This window comes from Nocardioides sp. Leaf307, from assembly GCF_001423135.1.
Taxonomy (GTDB): domain Bacteria; phylum Actinomycetota; class Actinomycetes; order Propionibacteriales; family Nocardioidaceae; genus Nocardioides; species Nocardioides kribbensis.
The window spans coordinates 56,033-78,567 of record NZ_LMNY01000003.1 but is presented as its reverse complement, the minus strand read 5'-3'; the positions used below and the strand labels follow the sequence as shown (position 1 = coordinate 78,567).

General features: G+C 75.6%; 18 protein-coding genes. 13 read left to right on the top strand and 5 right to left on the bottom strand.

What is annotated here, in order from left to right; genetic code table 11:
* Window positions 1-3: 3 nt before the first annotated feature.
* The 3 genes from ASF50_RS15315 to ASF50_RS15305 all read left to right on the top strand — a co-directional run bounded on the left by ASF50_RS15315 (window position 4) and on the right by ASF50_RS15305 (window position 2,774).
* Window positions 4-408, top strand: a complete 405-nt coding sequence (locus ASF50_RS15315) for a hypothetical protein (protein WP_056905091.1) — start codon at window positions 4-6, stop codon at window positions 406-408.
* Between the two features lie 100 nt (window positions 409-508).
* Entirely contained in the window at window positions 509-2,458 is a 1,950-nt protein-coding gene (locus tag ASF50_RS15310) for a M13 family metallopeptidase (RefSeq protein WP_056865147.1), read from the top strand.
* 7 nt (window positions 2,459-2,465) lie between these two features.
* Window positions 2,466-2,774 carry a DUF2470 domain-containing protein gene (locus ASF50_RS15305; RefSeq protein WP_235557697.1) on the top strand — a complete coding sequence of 103 codons (309 nt, stop codon included), beginning with the start codon at window positions 2,466-2,468 and terminating at the stop codon, window positions 2,772-2,774.
* Between the two features lie 58 nt (window positions 2,775-2,832).
* On the opposite strand, the gene ASF50_RS15300 is transcribed toward ASF50_RS15305, so the two are convergent.
* Entirely contained in the window at window positions 2,833-3,342 is a 510-nt protein-coding gene (locus ASF50_RS15300) for a hypothetical protein (protein ID WP_056905090.1), read from the bottom strand.
* Window positions 3,343-3,386: 44 nt separating this feature from the next.
* Here ASF50_RS15300 and ASF50_RS15295 point away from each other — a divergent pair, with 44 nt between their 5' ends.
* The 6 genes from ASF50_RS15295 to ASF50_RS15270 all read left to right on the top strand — a co-directional run bounded on the left by ASF50_RS15295 (window position 3,387) and on the right by ASF50_RS15270 (window position 10,673).
* The gene (locus ASF50_RS15295; RefSeq protein ID WP_056865149.1) at window positions 3,387-3,575 is read left to right on the top strand and encodes a hypothetical protein; all 189 of its coding nucleotides are present in this window, start codon (window positions 3,387-3,389) and stop codon (window positions 3,573-3,575) included.
* 91 nt (window positions 3,576-3,666) lie between these two features.
* Window positions 3,667-5,772, top strand: coding sequence for a RecQ family ATP-dependent DNA helicase (locus ASF50_RS15290; protein ID WP_056905089.1), 2,106 nt, complete (start codon window positions 3,667-3,669; stop codon window positions 5,770-5,772).
* Between the two features lie 329 nt (window positions 5,773-6,101).
* Window positions 6,102-6,752, top strand: coding sequence for a hypothetical protein (locus ASF50_RS15285; RefSeq protein WP_156718339.1), 651 nt, complete (start codon window positions 6,102-6,104; stop codon window positions 6,750-6,752).
* A 130-nt stretch (window positions 6,753-6,882) separates the two neighbouring features.
* Window positions 6,883-7,431 (top strand): hypothetical protein, encoded by a 549-nt coding sequence (locus ASF50_RS15280; protein WP_056865152.1) that lies wholly within the window; start codon window positions 6,883-6,885, stop codon window positions 7,429-7,431.
* Between the two features lie 52 nt (window positions 7,432-7,483).
* Window positions 7,484-8,350 carry an LLM class flavin-dependent oxidoreductase gene (locus ASF50_RS15275; protein ID WP_056905087.1) on the top strand — a complete coding sequence of 289 codons (867 nt, stop codon included), beginning with the start codon at window positions 7,484-7,486 and terminating at the stop codon, window positions 8,348-8,350.
* Between the two features lie 862 nt (window positions 8,351-9,212).
* A complete protein-coding gene (locus ASF50_RS15270; protein WP_056905086.1) occupies window positions 9,213-10,673 on the top strand; it encodes a hypothetical protein in 1,461 nt (486 codons plus the stop codon).
* A gap of 66 nt (window positions 10,674-10,739) precedes the next feature.
* Here ASF50_RS15270 and ASF50_RS15265 read toward each other — a convergent pair whose 3' ends face one another.
* The 3 genes from ASF50_RS15265 to ASF50_RS15255 form a co-directional block, all read right to left on the bottom strand.
* Window positions 10,740-12,056, bottom strand: a complete 1,317-nt coding sequence (locus tag ASF50_RS15265) for an acyltransferase family protein (RefSeq protein ID WP_056905085.1) — start codon at window positions 12,054-12,056, stop codon at window positions 10,740-10,742.
* Window positions 12,053-14,044: a glycosyltransferase gene (locus tag ASF50_RS15260; protein ID WP_056905084.1), complete on the bottom strand. Its 1,992-nt coding sequence runs from the start codon at window positions 14,042-14,044 to the stop codon at window positions 12,053-12,055. The genes ASF50_RS15265 and ASF50_RS15260 overlap by 4 nt, the downstream gene beginning before the upstream one ends.
* A gap of 428 nt (window positions 14,045-14,472) precedes the next feature.
* Window positions 14,473-14,961, bottom strand: coding sequence for a glutathione peroxidase (locus ASF50_RS15255; RefSeq protein ID WP_056865157.1), 489 nt, complete (start codon window positions 14,959-14,961; stop codon window positions 14,473-14,475).
* A 169-nt stretch (window positions 14,962-15,130) separates the two neighbouring features.
* Between ASF50_RS15255 and ASF50_RS15250 the strand changes: the two genes are divergently transcribed.
* The 3 genes from ASF50_RS15250 (at window position 15,131) to ASF50_RS15240 (ending at window position 20,205) form a co-directional block, all read left to right on the top strand.
* A complete protein-coding gene (locus ASF50_RS15250) occupies window positions 15,131-18,037 on the top strand; it encodes a DEAD/DEAH box helicase (RefSeq protein ID WP_056905083.1) in 2,907 nt (968 codons plus the stop codon).
* On the top strand, window positions 18,034-18,795 hold the full coding sequence (locus tag ASF50_RS15245; RefSeq protein WP_082503262.1) for an SWIM zinc finger family protein: 762 nt from the start codon (window positions 18,034-18,036) through the stop codon (window positions 18,793-18,795). The genes ASF50_RS15250 and ASF50_RS15245 overlap by 4 nt, the downstream gene beginning before the upstream one ends.
* 159 nt (window positions 18,796-18,954) lie before the next feature.
* Window positions 18,955-20,205: an MFS transporter gene (locus tag ASF50_RS15240; RefSeq protein ID WP_056865159.1), complete on the top strand. Its 1,251-nt coding sequence runs from the start codon at window positions 18,955-18,957 to the stop codon at window positions 20,203-20,205.
* Window positions 20,206-20,239: 34 nt separating this feature from the next.
* On the opposite strand, the gene ASF50_RS15235 is transcribed toward ASF50_RS15240, so the two are convergent.
* Window positions 20,240-20,815 carry a TetR/AcrR family transcriptional regulator gene (locus tag ASF50_RS15235; protein WP_056905395.1) on the bottom strand — a complete coding sequence of 192 codons (576 nt, stop codon included), beginning with the start codon at window positions 20,813-20,815 and terminating at the stop codon, window positions 20,240-20,242.
* Window positions 20,816-20,926: 111 nt separating this feature from the next.
* Between ASF50_RS15235 and ASF50_RS15230 the strand changes: the two genes are divergently transcribed.
* Window positions 20,927-22,531, top strand: a complete 1,605-nt coding sequence (locus tag ASF50_RS15230; RefSeq protein WP_056905082.1) for a carboxyl transferase domain-containing protein — start codon at window positions 20,927-20,929, stop codon at window positions 22,529-22,531.
* Window positions 22,532-22,535 lie beyond the last annotated feature (4 nt).

Here is a 22,535-nt window from a genome sequence, read left to right as displayed (position 1 = left end):
GCCATGACCCACGACGACGGCCACGACCACGCCGCGGACCACCAGCACCACGACCAGCCCCACGACCACGACCACGACCAGCCCGGTCCCTTCGCCGACCTGGGCGACGAGGAGCGGATCCGCCGGGCGGGCCACATCATCCTCGACGGCGTCACCGCCGCCGACGCGCAGGGCGTCGACCCCGAGGTCGACCCGATGGAGCTGGCCTTCTCCCACCTGCTGGAGATCGAGGCGATCGCGCTGGCCTTCGACGAGGCGGCCGAGGAGGTCGAGCTCGACATCTCGCCGCTGATGGGCGGGGTGATGCTCGTCGTGCGCCGTCTCGTCGCCGAGCTCGCCGTGCGCGAGGGCGTGAGCCAGGAGAGCGTCGTGATGGCCGTGCGCGCCGCGATCGACGACGCGGTCTGACCCGGCCGAGCGCCCGCGGCGACCGCCCGGCGGCCCCCGGGCGGGCACGACCCGCGCCGGTCGCGTGCCCGCGGTCGGGGCGCCCGGCTAGGGTCGCTGCGTGAGCATCCTCGACGACGCCCGCGCGGGCATGGACCCTGCCACCCGCCCCCAGGACGACCTCTTCGGCCACGTCAACGGCCGGTGGCTGGAGGAGACCGAGATCCCCTCCGACCGCTCCAGCTGGGGGCCGTTCGTGCAGCTGGCCGACGCGGCCGAGCAGCACGTGCGCACGATCGTGGAAGAGCTGGCCGCGGGCGAGCCCCGCGACGACGACGCCCGCAAGATCGGCGCCCTCTACGCCTCCTTCATGGACACCGAGACCATCGCCGCCCGCGGCACCCGCCCGATCCAGCCGCTCGTCGACGCGGTCGCCGGCCTGCGCGACGTGCGCGACCTGGCGGCCTTCCTGGGCGAGTTCGAGCGGATCGGCGGCCACGGCCTCTTCGGGTCCTACGTCGACACCGACAGCCGCGACTCCGACCGCTACCTCTTCCACCTGGGCCAGGGCGGTCTCGGCCTGCCCGACGAGTCCTACTACCGCGACGAGAAGTTCGCCGAGACCCGCGAGAAGTACGTCGCCTACCTCACCCGCCTGCTCGGCCTGGTCGGTCACGCCGACCCCGCCGGCGCCGCGGCGACCGTGCTGGCGGTCGACACCCGCATCGCCGCCGGCCACTGGGAGCGCGCCGAGACCCGCGACGTGCAGAAGACCTACAACCTGCTCACCCACGACGACCTGCTGGCGCTGTGCCCGGCCTTCGACTGGGACGCCTACGTCACCAACCTCGCCGGCCCCGGCATCGACCAGGCCCTCGTGCTGGCCGAGGTCTGCGTGCGCCAGCCCTCGTTCTTCGAGCACCTCTCCTCGGTGCTGACCGAGGTCGACCTCGACGACTGGCGCCCGTGGCTGCTCACGCACGTGCTGCGCTCGGCCGCGCCGTACCTCACCGACGAGTTCGTGGAGGCCAACTTCGACTTCTACGGCCGCACCCTCAACGGCACGCCCGAGCTGCGGGCGCGCTGGAAGCGCGGCATCGCGCTGGTCGAGGGTGCGATCGGCGAGGCGGTGGGCAAGGAGTACGTCGCACGCCACTTCCCGCCGGCCTCCAAGGCGATGATGGACGACCTGGTCGCCAACCTGCTCGCGGCCTACCGCGAGTCGATCGCGGCGCTGGACTGGATGACCGAGGAGACCAAGGAGCGGGCCTACGAGAAGCTCGCGACCTTCCGGCCCAAGATCGGCTACCCCGACCGCTTCCGCGACTACTCCCGTCTCCAGGTCACCCCCGACGACCTCATGGGCAACGTCGCCGCCACGTCGGCCTTCCAGACCGACCGCGAGCTGGGCAAGCTCGGCGGGCCGGTCGACCGCGACGAGTGGTTCATGCTGCCGCAGACCGTCAACGCCTACTACAACCCCGGCACCAACGAGATCTGCTTCCCCGCGGGCATCCTGCAGAAGCCGTTCTTCAGCCCCGACGCCCACCCGGCGGAGAACTACGGCGGCATCGGCGCGGTCATCGGTCACGAGATCGGCCACGGCTTCGACGACCAGGGCGCGCAGTACGACGGCGCCGGCAACCTCAACGACTGGTGGACCGCCGACGACAAGGCCGCCTTCGAGGTCAAGTCGCAGGCCCTGGTCGAGCAGTACGCCGCCTTCGAGCCGCGCGCCCTGCCGGGTGAGAAGGTCAACGGCTCGCTCACCGTCGGCGAGAACATCGGCGACCTGGGCGGCCTGACCATCGGCCACAAGGCCTACGTCATCTCCACCGGCGGCGCGGCCAGCGTCGAGGACCGCGAGCGGCTCTTCCTCAACTGGGCCTTCGTCTGGCGCACCAAGCGTCGCGTGGAGCAGGAGCGGCAGTACCTCACCATCGACCCGCACTCCCCGCCGGAGTTCCGTGCCAACATCGTGCGCAACCTCGACGAGTTCCACGAGGTCTTCGGGACCCGCGAGGGCGACGGGCTGTGGCTCGACCCCGCCGACCGGGTCAGGATCTGGTGAGCCGGCCGTGACCGCCGGGCCCGGGGCCTCGGACGGCGGCCTCGGCGAGGAGGTCGTCGACGCCGTGCTCGCGCACATGAACGACGACCACGCCGAGGACTCGCTGCGGATCGTGCGCGCCCACGGCTACCCCGCGGCCACGTCGGCGGAGATGACCTCGGTCGACGCCCACGGCGGCACCTGGCACGTCGTCGACGCCACGGGGGAGGCCTCGCTGCGGGTGGCCTGGCCCGGCGGCCCGGTCACCGAGCGGGCGCAGCTGCGACGCGAGGTCGTCGCGCTGCACGAGGCCGCCCGGGCCGCGCTGGGCGGCTGAGCCGGCGCGCAGCGGCGTACGACGGTCCGCTGCGGCAGGGCGGCCGGCGGGCTGCGGCTCAGAACGTGCCGGCGCGGAACTCCTGCCACCAGCGGCGCTCGTGCTCGTCGGCGAAGAGCTGCGCGCCGCGGTGCTCGACCTCGGGGTCGAGTCGTCGGGCGAGCGGCTCGAGGTCGCCGACGTAGGACCGCGAGACCGGGAAGACCACCTCACGCCCCTCCGGGTCGGTGCCCCACAGCGTGATCGTCAGGGCGTAGGGCTCGCGCTTGACCCGCACCCGGGTGACGTCGGCGTAGGCGATCCGGTGGGCCACCCGACCACCGAGGGTGCGCGTGACCGCGTCGGGACCGACGTGGACCCGGACCCGCAGCAGTCCACGGGCCAGCAGCAGCGGTCCCGCGACGAGTACGAGAGCCATGCCGAGGCCCAGCACGGCCGATCCCACCGACCCGTCCACGGCGCGCAGCAGCACGAGTGCCGTGGGCACGGCCAGCACCACCGCCCCCGCCATGAGCGACAGGGCCAGGGCCGTGGACCGGGGCAGGGGCGTCCCGAGATCAGGGTTCATGCGGCCACCCTCGGGGCCAGGTAGCCACGGGGTGCCGGACGTTCATGAAGGGTCTCTCGGCTTCCCTCGACAGGTTCGCCGACCTCGTCGGAGAGATCAGTCCCGCGATGAAGTCGGCCACCACGGTGCTCTCGGAGTACGTCGTGAAGGGAGCCTCCCTCCCCGTCGACGCCGGCCTCACACTGAGCTTCTCGATGGGCAAGGGGGTCACCGGGGGCGACCACGACCTCTGAGTCGCGGGCCGCGGGCCCGGGGGTGCGCCGGGCGGACGGGCCTGTGGACGGCGGCCCCCGGGCCGTCGGCGGACGCTGGTAGACAGGCCGCATGAGCGCAGCAGCCACCGAGGCCACCCCCGCCGAGGTCCGTCGCGAGGCCGAGGCCCACCTGCGCGCCCTGGTCGGCCGCGATGACGCCGTCCTGCGCGAGGACCAGTGGTCGGCCATCGAGGCGCTCGCGGTCCACCGCCGGCGCGCGCTGGTGGTGCAGCGCACCGGTTGGGGCAAGTCGGCGGTCTACTTCGTGTCCACCCTGCTGCTGCGCTCGCGCGGCGCCGGGCCCACGGTGATCGTCAGCCCGCTGCTGGCCCTCATGCGCAACCAGATCGCCGCCGCCGAGCGCGCCGGCATCCGCGCGGTGACCATCAACTCCACCAACATCGGCGACTGGGAGCCGATCCACGACGCGATCAACGCCGGCGAGGTCGACGTCCTGCTCGTCAGCCCCGAGCGGCTCAACAACCCCGGCTTCCGCGACGAGGTGCTGCCCCGGCTGGCCGCCACCGCCGGCCTGCTGGTGGTCGACGAGGCCCACTGCATCTCCGACTGGGGCCACGACTTCCGCCCCGACTACCGCCGCATCCGCACGATGCTCGACGACCTGCCCGAGGGCATCCCGGTGCTCGCCACCACGGCGACGGCCAACGAGCGCGTCACCGAGGACGTCCAGCAGCAGCTGGGCCGCGACGTGCTCGTGCTGCGCGGCTCGCTCGACCGCGAGTCGCTGCGCCTGGGGGTCGTGCGGCTGCCGACCGCCGACCAGCGGCTGGCCTGGCTGGCCGACCACCTCGCCGAGCAGCCCGGGTCGGGCATCGTCTACTGCCTCACCGTGGCGGCCACCCAGGAGATCGCCGACTACCTGCGCTCGCGCGGCCACGAGGTCGCGGCGTACTCCGGGCAGACCGAGCCCACCGAGCGCCAGGCCCTCGAGGGCGACCTGATCGCCGGCAAGGTCAAGGCGCTCGTGGCCACCAGCGCGCTCGGCATGGGCTTCGACGCCACGCTCGGCTTCGTGGTCAACATGGGCGCGCCGTCCTCGCCGGTGTCGTACTACCAGCAGGTCGGCCGCGCCGGGCGCGGCACGAGCGAGGCCACCGTGGTGCTCCTGCCCGCCACCGAGGACCGCGACATCTGGGCCTACTTCGCCTCCCTCGCCTTCCCCCGCGAGGAGCTGGTGCGTCAGACCCTGGAGGTGCTGGCGCAGGAGGGCCGGCCGATCAGCACCGCCGCGCTCGAGCCGCGCGTGGAGCTCAACCGCACCCGCCTGGAGACGATGCTCAAGGTCCTCGACGTCGACGGCGCCGTGCGCCGGGTGCGCGGGGGCTGGGAGTCGACGGGGCAGGAGTGGAGCTACGACGAGGAGCGCTACGCCCGCGTGCGCGAGGCCCGCGAGCGCGAGCAGCGGGCGATGCTGGACTACCTCGACACCGATCGCTGCCGCATGTGGTTCCTGCGCGACCAGCTCGACGACCCGGCCGCCGAGCCCTGCGGTCGCTGCGACAACTGCGGCGGGCTGACCCTGTCGAGCGCGGTGTCGCAGGCCGCGGTGGAGGAGGCCCAGCAGCGCCTGGCCCGGCCCGGCGTGCCGATCGCGCCGCGCAAGATGTGGCCGGTGGGCATGGACCGCCTCGGCGTCGAGCTCAAGGGCAAGATCGCCGCCGCGGCCGAGGAGGGCCGCGCGGTCGCGCGGCTCACCGACCTCGGCTACGGCCAGGCCCTGCGCGAGCTGTTCCGCCCCGAGACCCCCGACGGGCCGGTGCCGGTGCCCCTGGTGCGCGCCGTGGTGGAGGTGCTGGGCGACTGGCGGCCCCCGGTGGACGGCATCGTCGTGGTCGAGTCGGCCACCCGCCCGACGCTGACCGCCGACCTCGCCGACGGCCTCTCGCGCTACCTGCAGGTGCCGGTGCTCGGGCGCTGGGCCGTCGTCGACCCCGAGGTCGCGCCGGGCAAGGGCTCCATGAACTCCGCCCAGCGCGTCGCCGCCGTCGGGCGCCGCAGCGCCCTGGAGGCCGAGCCCGGAGCGCTCGAGGGTCGCTCCGTCCTGCTCGTCGACGACCTCGTCGCCACCGGCTGGAGCCTCACCCTCGCCGCCCGGGCGATCCGCGGCGCCGGCGCCGCCGCCGTCCACCCGCTCACGCTGGCCGCACAGGCCTAGGCACACCCCGGGCCCGCCCAGCTCCCGATCCCGCCCGGGGCATGGCCCGCCCAGCCCCCGATCCCGCCCGGGCCGCTGCCCCGGGCGGCGAGCCCGCGTGGTCGTGACCCGCCGGTGACTGCGGGGCACTACCGTCACCGGGCATGACCCCGCGACCCACCGGCCCCCGCAGGACGAGCCGCGCTCGGCGTCGGGGCGAGGGATCGGTGGGCCACGGACCTCGGGAGGCCGCCGAGGCGACGCGACCGGGGCCGGCCCTCACCGGGCGTGACGGCGCTCCGCGGAGAGGCTGGTCCGTCGCGGTCGCGACGCTGTCCCTCACCCTGACCGTGTCGCTGGCGGCCTGCGCGGGCGGCGGCGCCGGCCCCGCCGACCGCTCCGACGACGAGCGCCCCACCTCCGAGTCGACGACCTCCCGCGCCCTCGCCGCTGCGGTCATCGACCACGTCGGCCAGTCGGCGTCGGCCGCGGCGCCGCTCTTCCGCCGCGACGGGGTGCCGAGCAGCGCCCTCGGGGTGGAGGTGGCCTTCCCCGACGACCGCGGGATCAGCACCCACGTCAGGGTCGTGGTCAGCCGGCGCACCGAGGCCTTCGAGCGTTTCACGTGCAACAGCCGGGCCACGCGGTTCGCCGCCGGCTGCGAGGAGTCGAGCCCCGGGGGAGTGCGCACCGCGCTCAGCTGGGAGGCGGGCTACCCCGAGGAGGACCCCGGCTACCTCAGCGTCGCGAGCCTGCACGACGGCTGGATCGTCACGGTGGGCACCTACGGACCGTTCCTCCAGGAGGACCTGGGCGACGAGCGGGCCCTGGCCGACCGGTTGGTCGCCCTCGCGGCCGACCCCGCGGTCGGCTACCGCACCAGCGCGTCCTACGTCGAGGCCGGCGCGGCGCTCGGCGACGACGTGTGGCTCGACTACTACGGGCAGGGCAACGGCTACCCGCCGCCGCCCGAGCTCGAGGACGCCGGCGCCACCGGCTGACCGGCCCCGTCGACCGGGCGAACCCGCGGCGAGCGGCCGACCCGGACGCCCGGCCCCGGCAGCGGGAGGCGGCGGGCCAGCCGTGCGGCGTGTCGCGTGACGCCGGGCCGTCGGTGTGGGAGCAAGGACCATGCGCCTCCTCCCCGCGGCTGCGGCCGCCGCCCTCGTCCTCGGGGTCGCCGCCCCGCTCGCCCTCACCTCCCCGGCGTCGGCCGCCACGGTGGTCGTCACCGACGCGACCGGTGACGCAGGCGGCGCCAAGCGGCTCGACGTGACCCGGGTCAAGGTCGCCAACGACGACCGCCGCGTCGTCGTGCGCACGACCTTCGCCGCCGACCGGTCCGGGGTGCTGGTCGTGAGCCTGGACCCCCGCGGCGACACCGGGCTGAGGCTGGTCGCCCGCAAGAACGGCAGCGGTGACGTGAGCGCCGAGGTCGTGGAGGGCGCCTTCACCGACCGCGAGCCCACCGAGGCGCCGCTGGAGTGCGACGGGCTGCGGCTGCGCTGGGCCGACGACGTCGCGCGGCTGACGATGCCCTCGACGTGCCTGCACGACGGCGACTACGGCGCCGTCCGGTTCTCCGTGCTCACCGAGGGTGCGGGCGGCGGCGACTCCGACGAGGCGCCGCAGACCGCGCAGGGCGAGATCGGGAGCTCGGTCTGGATCCCGCGCGGCTGACACGGGCCGCCGCCCCGACCGGGCGGGGGCTCCAGCCCCTAGAGTCGCGGGCATGCGCTTCGGACTGACGATCCTGCCCGAGCTGCCCTGGGCGCAGTTGCGCCCGCGGTGGGAGGCCGCCGAGGCCATGGGCTTCGACCACGCCTGGACCTACGACCACCTCGTGTGGGGCGGTCTGCCGGAGTCGCCGTGGTACGGCACGACCCCGACCCTCACCGCGGCCGCCCTGGTCACCGAGCGGATCGGCCTGGGCACCTTCGTCTCCTCGCCCAACTTCCGCCACCCGGTGGCCCTGCACCGCGACGTGCAGTCGCTCGACGACGTGTCGGGCGGCCGCTTCCTGCTCGGCGTCGGCACGGGGGGCGACCTCGACTCGCGCATCCTCGGCGGCGAGGAGCTCAGCACCCGGGAGCGGGTCGACCGGTTCCAGGAGTTCGTCGAGCTGCTGGTGCGGCTGCGCACCGAGGACCACGTCGACGCCGACGGCCGGTGGTTCTCCGCGCGCGACGCCCGCACGCTGCCACCCCTGCGCGACGTGCCCCTCGTGGTGGCCGCCAACGGCCCCCGCTCGCTGCGCTTCGCCGCCCGCACCGGCGACGCGTGGGTCACCACGGGTCCGCGCGTGGACACCCTCGACGCGTGGTTCGACGGCCTCGACCAGGCACGGCGGACCCTCGAGGAGGCGCTGGTCGAGCACGGTCGCAACCCCGCCGAGGTGCCGCGCTACCTCAACCTCGACTCGGCACCGCAGTTCTCGCTGGAGAGCGCCGGCGTCTTCACCGACATGACGGGGCGGGCCGCAGCGCTCGGCTTCACCGACGTCATCACGCACTGGCCCCGCCCCGACGGCCCCTACGCCGGCGACGAGGCGGTCCTCGAGCAGGTGGCCGCCGACGTGCTGCCGGCCCTGCGCGGCTGACCCTCGGCATGGGCGGTGCGGTCGGTGCGGTCGTCGCGCTCGTGGCCCGGGGCCCGGCCCACGGCCTGTCCTGCCCGGCCTGACCGGTCGCGCCCGGCGGTGCGGCGCAGCCGCGGACCCCGGGTCGTCCGCGCCGCGGTGTGGCCGACGCTGGAGGAAGTGCCGCGGGTTGGTCGAACGTTCGTTCAACCCGGGACGTGCGGGTCCCGGGGTCGTCCGCGCCACGGTGTCGCCGACGTTGGAGGAGTGCGTCGGGTTGGTCGAACGTTCGTCCGACCCGGGACGTGCGGGTCCCGGGGTCGTCCGCGCCACGGTGTGGCCGACGTTGGAGGAGTGCGTCGGGTTGGTCGAACGTTCGTTCAACCCGGGACGTGCGAACCCCGGGTCGTCCGCGCCACGGCGTCGCCGACGGTCGAGGAGTGCGTCGGGTTGATCGAACGTTCGTTCAACCTCAGGACCTGTCGCGGCCCGGCGGTGTCGGCGGGCAGGCCGAGGACTCGGGCGACGGTGCCGCCCGGGACACCTGCGGTCCACGGCGCCGCGCGGGAACCCCTGCGAGGGCGGCGCCGCGAGCGGGACGGCGGGGGCAGGGCCGCGAAGAACGCTGCGGGGGTAAAGAGTCGGCCCCTAGGCTGCCGGGATGACGCAGCCCCCCGACGCCGGGCCCCCCACCGGCCCCCCTCCCGCCAGTCCGCGCCCGTCCGGTCCGCCCGCCCCCGTGCCGCCTGACTCAGGGACGCCTGCCCCCGTGCCGCCTGCCCCCGTGCCGGTCCCGGCGGACCCGCCTCCGTCCGGGCCCCCGCCGGCGGGGTCCGCCGCCCCGGGGCCGACCGGGCCCCGGCCGAGCGCCCCGCTGCCGAGCGTGCCGCTGCCGAGCGCGCCGCCGAGCGCCCCGCCGAGCGCCCCGCCGAGCGCCCCGCCGGCGGCGGCGTACCCCGGTCCTGGCGCGGGTGGCGGACACCCGGGCGGACCCGCGCACCCGCCCGGCCCGTCGCTGCTCGACCGGCTGCACGCCGACGGGCCGCTGGACCCGGAGCGCGCGGCGGTCGGGCTCGGGGTGGCGTTGCTGTCGACCGCGGTGGCGCTGTCGACGCTCTACTCCCGCTTCGACGGGGAGCTCGACTGGTCCAACTACGTCGTCGGCCTGCTCGCGACGCTCGGTCTGCTGGGCGTCGCCGCCCTCGGCGTGGTGACCAGCCGCGCGGGTGCCGCCACGGCCGGCTCGGGCGCGGGCCTCCCCGGGGGGACCGGTGCGCCCGCGGCCCCGGGGTCCGCTCACGGCCGCCCGGTCGGCGCGAGCCCGACCGGCCCGGTGTCCGGCCCGGTGGCTGTCCCGGTGAGCGGCTCGGCCGGCGGCGGGACCGCCGGCGGCGCCGACGACCGGCGCGACCGCCACGACCTGGTCTCCTGGCCGGGTGCCTTCGGCGCCCTGGCGGCGGCCCTGATGGTGGGCGTCGCGCTCGACGACAGCGACGCGACGCTCTACCTCGCGGGTCTCGCCGCGGTGCTCCTCGCCGCCGGCGGCTACGTGCTGACCCGCCGGGCGCCCTTCGTGGTCGTGGCCGTGCTGGGGCTCTTCGTCGTCTACGGCCAGCTCGTCGACGACGTGCTCGGCACCTCCGACAGCGGCGACGACCTGGGCGCGGTCGGCCCCGCCGTCGCGCTGCTGCTCTTCGCCGTGCTGGTCACCGCCGGCGGCTGGCTGCTGCCCACGCGGGCGCTCAGCGGCGTGGTGGTCGGGGCGCTCACGGTCGTCGGCTACGCCACGCTCACCGGGGTGCTGGCCGTCACCGGGTTCTTCGAGCGCGCGCTGGCCGGCTTCAGCCTGGAGGACCCGGCCCAGCCCCTGCCCGAGGTCGACCGCTTCGACGACGACGCCTGGGTGGTCCTCGTGCTGGCCCTGCTGCTCATGCTCGGGTGGTCGGCCTGCGCCGCGCTCACCCGCCACGTGGGCTTCCGCGTGCTGGTGGTGGCCATGGCCGTGACCGTCACCCCGCTGGCGACGATCGTGCTGGCCGTCGAGCACCCCACCTGGTGGGGCGTCGTCCTGGGCGCGCTCGGCGGGGCGCTGCTGGTGCTGGTCGTGCTGCGCGCGCTCGGCGGACCGGGCGGCCTGGCCCGCGCCGGCGGCCGCGGTGGTGGGCCCGCGAGCCAGTCGCTGCCCCCGCTGCCCCCGTCGTACGCCGACCAGGCCCGCCCCGCCTGGGGCCCGGCCCCCGGCGAGCCTCCCAGCGGCGGCTGGGGTCCGCCCGGCACCGGTCCCGAGCCCGACGGCACGCGCATCCGGCCCTCGACCCCGCCGCCCGCGCCGCCCGCCCAGTAGCCACCCACGCAGAAGCCACCCGGCCCCGGCCGTCGGGCCGGGGCCGGGTGGCCGGGGCCGATCTCGTCAGGCGCGCCGGGACCCGGCGGTCGCCGGCTCCTCGAGGTGGGCGTAGAAGTCGCGCGGCGAGCCGTCGCGCTCCATGAGGCCGAGCATCCGCTGCCCGGCGGCCTCCACGGTGCGCGAGCTGACCCAGGCCAGCGCCACCGAGGGCACGGCCACCAGCACCGCGGTGACGAGGAAGCGCCAGCCGGGAGCGGGGTCGGGGAAGAGGCCGAGGGATCCCAGGAAGCGCATGACCGGCTCGTGGATGAGGTAGATGCCGTAGCCCAGGCCGCCGAGCCAGGCGAGCGGGCGCCACGACAGCCAGGACGGGTAGGGCCCGTCGTGCAGCACGATCGACGACAGCGCCACGCAGATGGCGAGGGCGTAGAGCGGGTGCCACCACTCGCCGGCCACCGAGAGCGGGCGGGTGATCACCAGGGCGAGCAGCGCACCCAGCCCGAGGGCGAGCAGTGCCCCGCGGGCGGCGCCGCCGAGGCGGACGCCGGCGACGGCGAGCAGGGCCAGGCCCATGCCGAGGCCGAAGTCGGTGGCCCGCGAGAGCGGGGAGAACCACGTCGACCAGTCGGTGTGGGGGACGCCCGCGAGCATCGCCCAGGCCAGGTAGACCGGGCTCACGACCACCAGGGCGGCGGGCAGCGCCGAGGCGACCGCCAGGCGGGCGCGGCGGGTGGTGGCACGGCGGACACCGGCGTTGACCAGCGGCACGCTCAGCGCGACGAGCACGTAGAAGTGGAACTCCACCGCGAGCGACCAGGCCGGGCCGTTGGTCCAGAAGATGTACTGGTCGCTGTAGATGTGGGTGAAGGTCAGGTGGGTGACCAGGTCGACCCAGTGACCGGGGAAGGTCGGGTTGGTCAGCGACCACACCAGCAGCACGAGCACGACGTAGAGCGGCAGCAGCCGGGCCATGCGCCGGTAGAGCAGGGTGCGCCCCGACCGGCTGGCCACGCCGCGCTCGGCGGCGCGGGCGATCGGCAGCCACAGCACCAGCCCCGAGAGCACGAAGAACATGTCGACGAAGAGGTCGGTGCCGCCCATGAGCTGGTGCCCGATCCCGCTGAAGGGCCAGGCGGAGTCGGGCCCCGAGCGGTTGTTCTGGTAGGCGTGGAAGGTCACGACCGACAGCGCCGCGAGGGCGCGCAGCCAGCCGAGCGGGTAGACCGGCGAGGACGGCGACGCGGTGGCCGCGACCGGGTCCTGCGACGGCGTGCGGCCGGTCGCGCCGGTCGCGAGGGTGGCGTCCTGGCCGGCGCCCTGGTTGGTGTCCTGCGTGGTGTCGGGGTGTGCGGTGGGACGTGAGGTCAGGGTCGAGCTCATGCGGCCACCTCCTCGGTCTCGGCGGACGTACGGTCGGTCGTGCGGTCGGACGGGGGGTGCTCGGCGGAGGCGGTGTCGTCGCCGCGCGAGCGGCGCGGGGTGACGACCCACTGGTGCTCGCCGCGCAGCTGCTTGAGCTGGGCCACGCGGTTCACGAGGTTCTTGGCCTCGGTGTAGAGCAGCAGGTTGGCCACCATCGCGCCCCAGAACCACGCCTTGTGGGCCCGGATCTCCGGAGCGGCGAGGCGGTAGGCCGCCAGCGTCTGCAGCGGGCCCGAGACGCTCACGAAGAGGGTGATGAGCAGGAAGAGCGGCGAGGTCATGTCGAGCCCGCCGTCGCGCCAGGCCAGGAACCCGAAGAGCGGCCAGGCGGTGATGGAGATCCACGGGTAGAGCTCGCGCCAGGCCAGCAGGTAGGACGCGCCGACCTTCTGGCGCAGGCTGAGGCTGCGCGAGCGCAGGATCGGGCCGAGGTGGCGCAGCGAGACCTGGAACCAGCCCTGGGCCCAGCGCATCCGCTGCTTCCACAGCGCGCGGGGGGTCTCGGGGGCCAGCTCGCGCGAGATCAGGCCCGGGTCGTTGACGATGCGACCGCCGGCCTCCAGCACCCGCATCGAGGCCTCGATGTCCTCGGTGAGGAAGGAGCCGCGCAGGCGGATCCGCTCGAGGGCGGAGGCGCGCCAGTAGCCGTTGGAGCCGCCGAAGATGCCGAAGCCGTGGAGGCGGGCGCGGCCGGGGTGGGAGACGGCGTAGATCTGCTCGAACTCCACCGCGACCAGCTTGGCCAGGGCCGACTCCGAGCCGTTGCGGATGACGCAGTGGCCCTGCACGACGTCGGCGGGGTCCTCGTCGGCGCCGATCCAGTGCCACGCGCGCTCGAAGGCGCCGGGCATGGGGTGGTGGTCGGCGTCGAAGATGCCGATCAGCTCGCCCTCGGCCACGCGCAGCGCGGCGTTGACGTTCTGCGCCTTGGAGGTCGAGTCCTCGACCTTGAGCAGGGTCAGGTCGGGGTGGGCCTCGGCCATCGCGCGCAGGTCGTCCTCGACCGGCAGGGCGAAGGGGGTGTTGTAGGCCAGCACGACCTGCAGGCCGCCGGAGTACTCCTGGGCCAGGAAGGTCTCGAGGGTCTCCACGATGGTGTCGGCCTCGTTGGGCAGGTACGCCGCGATGACGGCGCTCGCCCGCGGCGCCGGGGCGCTCGGGCGGGCCGGCAGCCGCGGCGGGTCGAGGGCGTAGGAGCTCTCGGCCCACAGCGTCAGGGCGGTCACGCCCAGCGAGCCGACGAGGACCCAGTAGAGGACGCTGGAGACGTCGAGGCCGAAGGAGTAGAGGCCGACCAGGGCGAGGAAGGGCAGGAAGACCGCGCCGACGGTGGCCATGGCGACCTGGTTGCCGGCCGACCACCAGTCGATGTGGGGGCGGCGCACGCGCAGGTGACGACCCAGCTGTCGCGGCTGCAGGTCGCGCTGCAGGACCGACTCGGCGGCGGCGGAGGCGGCGTACTCCTCGGCCTGGTGGGCGTCCTGCTTGCGGCTCACGGGGGCCCAGCCGACGCCGAGGTCGAGCACCGCGGGCCGGTCGCCCTCGCGGTGGTCGACCGACTCCAGCGCCTCGACGGCGTGGTAGGCCATGGCCTGCAGGCGCTCGGGGCGCGCGGCCTTGTCCTCGTGGCGCAGCCGCAGGCGCAGCTGGCCGTCGTCGGTGGGCGCGACGAGCTCGCCGGGCTGGAGGTGGCGGGTCAGCCGCTCGGCGGCGGCCGCCAGCACCTCCTCCTCGGTGCGCACCGAGGAGGTCGCGTCCTCGGGGTCGGCGCGCACGGGGTCGAGCACCGCGACGATCTCGCGCGGGCGCGGACCGGGCAGCGAGACCCGGCTGCGCACGGTGAGGTCGAGGACCTCGTCGGCGGAGACGACGCGGCCGGTCTGGCCGGCGGGCGCACCGGTGTGGTCGGTGTGGGGGTCGTTGAAGTGTCGTTCGAGCAAGGACATGGAGAAGCCTCTCGGTGGACGCGCTGATGCGCAGAACTGATGAGATGGGTCGGACGGCGCACGACGGGGTCGCGGGTCCTGACTGCCGGTGGGCGCTGCGTGAGGCCCGTCGACCGGTGCGGCTGCATGAGCCGCGAGGCAACGACCACCATGACGAGGCGGGTCTGGATCGTTCAAGTCGGCGGATCGTGCGCGCCGTCACTGAGAGAGGTCTTGTCGGCGCAGGCACGCTGGATCGCCCCTGCGTTACGTCGGCCCCGTCACACGGGTTTTACCCGGGGCCCACCCGTGGGGGTGAGGTCGAGCCGCGGCCGGGGGCCTGCGCACGACAGCGGACCCGCCTCCCGCCGGAGGGCGGGGGACGGGTCCGTCGGGTCGGGTCGGGTCGGGTCGGGGGCCGGCAGGTGTCGGCGGGTGCCGCCGGCGGGTCAGCCGACGAGGGCGGCCACGGCGTCGACGAGGCGGGGGTCGTGGGGCTCCACCCGGGGTCCGAAACGCGCGACGACGGTGCCGTCGGCGGCGAGGAGGAACTTCTCGAAGTTCCACGACACGTCGCCGGCCTCGCCCTGCTCGTCGGGGGTGCGGACCAGCTCGGCGTAGACCGGGTGGCGCCCCTCCCCGTTGACCTCGACCTTCTCGGTCATGGGGAAGGTCACGCCGTAGGTCGCGGAGCAGAACTCCTCGATCTCCTCGGCCGAGCCGGGCTCCTGGCCGGCGAACTGGTTGCACGGCAGGCCGACCACGGTGAAGCCCTGGGGGGCGACCTCCTCGTGGAGCCGCTCGAGGCCGGCGTACTGCGGGGTCAGGCCGCAGCGGCTGGCCACGTTGACCAGCAGCGCCGGGCGACCGCCGGTGATCTCGCGCAGGGTGCTCGGCGTGCCGTCGAGGCGGGCGATCGGGGCGTCGAGGATGCTCATGGCCCGACCCTACGGCGCGCCGGGGTGCCCCTCCGGCGGGCGGGCCCGGCCCCGGGTGCGGGCCGCGGCGCGCGGCCACCGGCGCCGGGGGAGGCCGGGCGGCGGGGCTGGTCGGCGGGGGCGGCTACGGTCGGTGTCCCCTCCCCGACCCGGCTGCGAAGGTGCTGCGTTGAGCTTCGTCCCCGTCACCGGCACGGCCTCCTTCCGGCCGGCCGACCCGCCCCGCGAGAGCGTGGTGGAGTTCGTCGACGAGCGACGCACGGTCGCGCTGCCGATGCGGGCGGCGCTGCCGGTGCTCACCCGGGCCCACACGCGCGACGACCTCCACCCGAGCGTGGCCCTGCTCTCCGGGGCGGCCCTGCTGGGGCTGCGGCTGGTGGCCGCGGGCCGGTTCGAGCCCGCGGTCGGGGCCGGTGACTCCGACGGCGGGACCGGCCCGGCCTCGTGGCGCGCCGCACCGCTCGACGACGCCGACGCCGACCGGGTGGCGATGCTGGCACGGGCCCGCCACCACGACGACCTGAGCGAGCAGGAGGCGGAGGCCGTCGTGCGGCAGGTGCTCGACGCCGTGTGCGACGCCATGCCCCGCGGCGCCCCCACCGGAGGGCGCGACGCGGCCCGGCCCGGCGGCGCGGACGCGCCGGGCGCGCGGCGGGCGGCGGGCGCTGCCCGGCGTACGGGGTCGGGCTCGGGCTCGGGCTCGGGCTCGGGCTCGGGGGAGACCTTCGCCGACCGGCTGCGCCGGCGCATCGAGGCCCACCGCGAGGAGCCGGCCGACGACCGCCCGCAGCTGGTGACGGTGTCGCTGCGGGTCGAGGCCGACGAGGAGGAGCTGGTCGCCGGTGCGGTGCGGCTGGTGCCCCAGGTGCACGACGAGCGCAACCCGCTCCACGTCTGCGACGCGGCGCTGCTGTGGACGCAGGACCCGGGCGAGCCCGGCGGCCACGGGTTCGGCGACCGGGCCCGCACGCACGCCCTCGTCGCGCTGCGCGCCGCCGCCGACACCTGGCCGGTGCTCGAGCGGCTGCTCGAGCTGCGCGTGCCCGACGAGATCACCCTCGACGCCGAGGAGCTGGTCAGCCTGCTCGAGGTCGGCGTGGGCGCGCTCGGGCAGCGCGGCGTCGACGTGCTGTGGCCCCGCTCGCTGGGCCGCGACCTCACCGCCACGGCGGTGCTCGACGCCCGGCCGGCGGCGCCGGGTCGGGCCGCGCCCGGCCCGCGGGAGGAGGCCCTCCAGGACAGCATCCTGGCCCCCGACCAGCTCTTCGCCTTCCGCTGGCAGGTCGCGCTGCACGGCGACCCGCTCACCGAGGAGGAGATGGAGCAGCTGGCCACCGCCGCGGCCCCGGTGCTGCGGCTGCGGGGCGGCTGGACCGTCGTCGACCCCGCGGTGGCCCGCAAGGCGCGCCAGCGGATGGTGCGCTCGCTCTCGGCGGTCGAGGCGCTGGCGACGGCGCTCACCGGCGTCGGGGTGGTCGAGCGGCGCCGCGCCGACGCCGAGCCAGCCGCCCTGGAGCAGGTGGTGGTCGGGGCGAGCCTGCTGAGGATGCGCGACCGGATCACGCAGGCCGCGGTCAGGCCCCCCGTCGAGACCCCCGCCGGGCTGCGCGCCACCCTGCGCGACTACCAGCGCCACGGCCTGACCTGGCTGGCCGAGCTGACCTCGCTCGGCCTGGGGGCCTGCCTGGCCGACGACATGGGCCTGGGCAAGACCGTCACCCTCATCGCGCTGCACCTGCACCGCCACGACGAGGGCGCCACCGGCCCGACCCTGGTGGTCTGCCCGACCTCGCTGCTGGGCAACTGGGAGGCCGAGATCGCGCGCTTCGCCCCCGGCGTGCCGGTGCGCCGCTTCCACGGCGGCCAGCGCTCCCTCGACGACCTCGAGGCGGGCCTGACCGGCGACCCCGGCTTCGTGCTGACGACCTACGGCACGATGCGGGTCTCCCACGAGCAGCTGGCCGGCGTGGCCTGGGACCTCGTGGTCGCCGACGAGGCCCAGCACGTCAAGAACCCCCGCTCGGCCACGGCCCGCCACCTGCGCCGCATCCCCAGCCGCGCCCGGGTCGCGCTCACCGGCACCCCGGTCGAGAACGACCTCACCGAGCTGTGGGCGATCCTCGACTGGGCCACCCCGGGGCTGCTGGGCAGCCGTAACGCCTTCCGCAAGGTGTGGGCCGCGCCGATCGAGTCGGGCCTCGAGCCGACCAAGGCCCGGCAGTTCGCCGACCTCGTCGAGCCCTTCCTGCTGCGCCGGCGCAAGTCCGACCCCGGCATCGCCCCGGAGCTGCCGGCCAAGACCGAGACCGACCACCCGCTCTCGCTGACCCGCGAGCAGACCGTGCTCTACGAGGCCTTCGTGCGCGACACGATGGAGCGCATCGAGCGGGCCGACGAGGAGACCCGCCGCGGTCTGGTGCTGGCCCTGCTCACCGGGCTCAAGCAGATCTGCAACCACCCCGCGCACTTCCTCAAGCAGTCCGGCGGCCGCGTCGCGGGACGCTCGGAGAAGATCGACCTGCTCGACGAGCTGCTCTCCACGGTGCTCGCCGAGGGCGGCGCCGCCCTGGTCTTCACGCAGTACGTCGCGATGGCGCGGCTGGTCGAGTCCCACCTCTCGGCCCAGGGGGTCGCCCACCAGTTCCTCCACGGCGGCACCCCCGTGCGCGAGCGCGAGGCGATGGTGCGGCGCTTCCAGGACGCTGCGCCCGACGAGCCCGCGCCGGTCTTCCTGCTCTCGCTCAAGGCCGGGGGCACGGGGCTCAACCTCACCCGTGCCGACCACGTCGTCCACCTCGACCGCTGGTGGAACCCCGCGGTCGAGGAGCAGGCCACCGACCGCGCCTACCGCATCGGCCAGACCCGCCCGGTGCAGGTGCACCGCATGACCACCCGCGGCACGATCGAGGAGAAGGTGGGCGAGCTGCTGGCGCGCAAGCGGGCGCTGGCCGACGCCGTGCTCGGGGGCGGGGAGGCCGCGCTCACCGAGCTGAGCGACGCGGAGCTGCGCGACCTCGTGACCCTGCGCCGCGACCCCGCCGGGGGCGCCGCGTCCGGCGGGCCGGACCTCCCGTGAGCGCCCTGCTCCACCCCCGCCTCGCCCCGCGCCGCTCGCGCACCCGGGCGAGCACGTGGTGGGGCAAGGCGTGGGTGCGCGCGGTCGAGGAGTCGGCCTACGCCGAGGCCGACCTGGCCGCCGGCCGCAGCCTGGCCCGTGGCGGCCGGGTGGGGCAGGTGAGCGTCGACGACGGGTCCTTCCTCGCCTCCGTCGAGGACGCCCACGGCCTGTGGACGGTCTCCGGGGAGGTCCCCGTGCTCGACCGGCCCGGCGCCGAGGCCCTGGTGGAGGCGGTGGCGGCGGCCTCGGGCCGGGTCGCCGCGCTGCTGGGCGGCGACCTGCCCCACGACCTGGTCGAGCACGCCGAGGAGGCCGGCGTCGAGCTGCTGCCCTACGGCGGCGAGCTCGCCACCACCTGCACCTGCCCCGCCTGGACCGACCCCTGCGCGCACGCCCTCGCGGTGCTCTACCAGCTGACCTGGCTGCTGGAGGCCGACCCCTTCGTGCTGCTGCACCTGCGGGGCGTGGGCCGCGAGGAGCTGCTGGCGCGGCTGCACGCCGACCACGCCGACCATGCCGGGGACCCCGGCCCGGCCGGTCGCGGGGACCACCCCGGCCAGGGCGACGCCGCCGGCGCGGGGGAGGACCTCGACGACCTGACCCTGGCGCTCGACGCGAGCGTGCGCGCCGCGCGGCTGCTCGACCTGCTCGAGCGCGGCGCCGGCGACCCGGGCTCCGACGGCGGCCCCGGGGACGCGCTTGACCGTCTGTTCTGAGCGACTCGGCCCGGGGCCGCGGCGCGCACGAGGACTTCCCGGCACGACGTAGCACTCGCTACGATGGCTGGAGCAGAGGGTTCCTGCGCGTCTCGGAGGTGGGTTCGACGCGCGCCGGACGTGTCGCGCCCCGACACCAGCAAGATTCGAGATCGATCCGTGTCACCCCTCGTCAGCTACCGCCGTCTCCTCGGCCTCACCGGTCCGCTCTACGTCGTCGTCGCCTTCGTCGGCCGCCTGCCCGCGGCGATGAGCCAGATGGGCGCCCTGCTCCTCGTCTCCTCCGTCACCGGCTCCTACGCCGCGGGCGGTCTGGCCGCCGGCAGCCTCGCCGTGGCCAACGCGGTCGGCTCGCCGGTCGCCGGCGCGCTCGCCGACCGTCTGGGCCAGCGCCCCGTCGTGGTCGTGCAGTCGCTCCTCGGCGGGGCGGGCCTGCTCGTGCTCGTCGCGCTGGCCCACCGGGGCGCCGCCACCGGCGTGCTCGTCGCCGCGGCCGGCGCGGCCGGCCTGCTCATCCCGCAGGTGGGCCCGCTCGCCCGGGTGCGCTGGCGCCCGATCACTCGCGGCACCGGTGCGGCCCGCTCGCGGCTGGTCGACGCCGCGTTCTCCTACGAGGGCGCGGCCGACGAGGCGTCGTACGTGCTGGGCCCGGCGCTGCTCGGCGTCGTCGTCGCGATCGCCAGCCCCGGCACCGCGGTCGTGGTGGCCGCCGCGCTCCTGCTGGCCTTCGGCACGTGGTTCGGCCTGCACCCGACGGCTCGTCTGGTCGACCCCGACCACGCCGGCGCCGCACGCGGCCGCCTGGTGACCGGCACCTTCGCGGCGCTCTTCGGGGCCCAGCTGCTGGTGGGCGTGCTCTTCGGGTCGGTGCAGACCGGCACGTCGGTGCTCGCCGAGGCTCAGGGCCAGCTCGGCCTGGCCGGCCTGGTGCACGCGACGCTGGGCATCGGCTCGGTGCTGGCCGGCCTCGCGATGGTGCTGCTGCCCGACTCCTTCCACCCCGCCCGCCGGCTGCTGGCCTTCGCCGTCGGCATGCTCGTGCTGTCCGCGCCGCTGCTGCTGGTCGACGGCCTCGGTCCGCTGGTCGCCGTCGTCATGGTGCTCGGCACGGTGATCGCGCCCTACATGATCACCACCTTCACCCTCGCCGAGCGGGTCGCCCCGCGCGCCCGCGTCGGCGCCGCGATGACGCTGATGGCCGGCGCCACCGGCATCGGCTACGCCCTGGGCTCCAGCACCGCCGGGCGCCTGGCCGACGCCTCGGGCCACACCGCGGCCTTCGCGGTCTCGGTGACCGGGGCCGGCCTCGCGGTCGTGCTCGCCCTCGTCGCCCAGCCGGCGCTGCGCCGCATCGAGCGGGTCGCCGACCCCGTCGCCACGCCCGAGCCCGCGGTCAGCCCCGTCGCCTGACCCCGCGGCCCCGCGCGCGGTCGCCCGGCCCGGGTCAGGCGTCGGCGCGCAGGGCGCGGACGGCCATGGCGCGCAGCAGGTCGCGCATGGCCGCGTCGTCGAGCAGGCCGCTGTGGGGCGTGGAGTTGATCAGCCCGAAGGCCGCGTGGGCGGTGGCGCGGGCGGCGCCGAGCCCGAGGTCGGGGTGCAGCAGCCGCAGCTGCTCGGCCCAGACCTCGACGTACTGCCGCTGCAGCAGCCTCACCTGCTCGCGCGCGGCGGGGGGCAAGGACTCCCAGTCGCGGTCCTGCACCACGATGAGCGCCCGGTGGCGCAGAGCGAAGTCGACGTGCCAGCCGACGAGGGCCTCGAGCGCGGCCGCCGGCGAGTCGGTCGCCGCGGCCCGCTTGCGCCCGACGGCCAGCAGCTGCTCGCTGATCGAGACCAGCATCTCGGCCAGCACGGCGTCCTTGCTGGCGAAGTGCTTGTAGAGCGCCGGGCCCGAGATGCCGCACGCCGCGCCGAGGTCGGCGACCGAGACACCGTGGAAGCCGCGCTGGGCGAAGAGCTCGGCCGCCGTGTCGAGGATCTGCTGCCGCCGGCTGGGCGGGGCGTCCTGCTCGGTCGTCACCGGCACAGGTTAGCGCTCGTTCACCGGCGCACCGGGCGACGTTCCAGCCCCCGGCCGCGCCGGCGGGGGCACCCCGTGGACGCTGCGGTTAACGATCGCTAACCTGGGCGCGTGACAGACCTCAGGGAGCTCACCGCCGACCTGCACGCGCGGCTGGCCGCGGCGCGGCGCGGCGGCACCGAGGCCGCGCGGGCCAAGCACACCGACCGCGGCAAGCTGCTGGTGCGCGACCGGGTCGACCGGCTGCTCGACCCCGGCAGCCCCTTCCTCGAGCTGAGCCCCCTCGCCGCCACGGGCATGTACGGCACCCCGGCCCAGGCCGGACCCGGGGTCGACGCCGGGGTCGACGCCGGGGTCGACGCCGTGCCCAGCGCCGGCATCGTCACCGGGGTCGGCCAGGTCAGCGGCCGGCTCTGCGTGGTGGTGGCCAACGACGCCACGGTCAAGGGCGGCACCTACTACCCGCTCACGGTCAAGAAGCACCTGCGCGCCCAGCAGGTCGCGGCGGAGAACCACCTGCCCTGCGTCTACCTCGTCGACTCCGGCGGGGCCTTCCTGCCGATGCAGGACGACGTCTTCCCCGACCGTGAGCACTTCGGGCGGATCTTCTTCAACCAGGCCACGATGTCGGCGCGGGGCATCGCGCAGATCGCCAGCGTCATGGGGTCCTGCACCGCCGGCGGCGCCTACGTGCCGGCGATGGCCGACGAGAGCGTCATCGTGCGTGAGCAGGGCACGATCTTCCTCGGCGGCCCGCCGCTGGTGAAGGCCGCGACCGGCGAGGTCGTCACGGCCGAGGAGCTCGGCGGCGGTGACGTCCACGCCCGCACGTCCGGGGTCGTCGACCACCTCGCCGACGACGACGACCACGCCCTCGCGGTGGTGCGCGGCATCGTCGACACGCTGCGACCGACCCCGCCGCCGCCGTGGGAGGTGCGCCCGGTGGAGGAGCCGCTGGAGGACCCCGCTGGCCTGCTCGACGTCGTGCCCGCGGAGGTCCGCACGCCCTACGACGTGCGCGAGGTGATCCGCCGCGTCGTCGACGGCAGCCGCTTCCAGGAGTTCAAGCAGCTCTACGGCGAGACCCTGGTGTGCGGCTTCGCCCACGTGTGGGGCCACCCGGTCGGCATCGTGGCCAACAACGGCATCCTCTTCAGCGAGTCGGCGCTCAAGGGCGCGCACTTCATCGAGCTGTGCAACCAGCGCGGCATCCCGCTGGTCTTCCTGCAGAACATCTCGGGCTTCATGGTCGGGCGCGAGTACGAGAACAACGGCATCGCGCGCGACGGCGCCAAGCTGGTCACCGCGGTCGCGTGCAGCGTCGTCCCGAAGTTCACCGTCGTCATCGGCGGCTCCTTCGGCGCGGGCAACTACGGCATGTGCGGGCGGGCCTACGACCCGCGCTTCCTGTGGATGTGGCCCAACGCGCGGATCTCGGTGATGGGCGGCGAGCAGGCCGCCTCGGTGCTGGCCACGGTGCGCCGCGACGGTCTCGAGGCCCGCGGCGAGGACTGGTCGGCCGAGGCGGAGGAGGACTTCCGCGCCCCGATCCGCGAGCAGTACGACGCGCAGGGCTCGCCGTACTACTCCACGGCCCGGCTGTGGGACGACGGCGTCATCGACCCCGTCGACACCCGCCGGGTGCTCGGCATGGGCCTGGCGGCCGCCGCGCACGCGCCGGTGCCCAGCCCCTCCTACGGCGTCTTCCGGATGTGAGCGA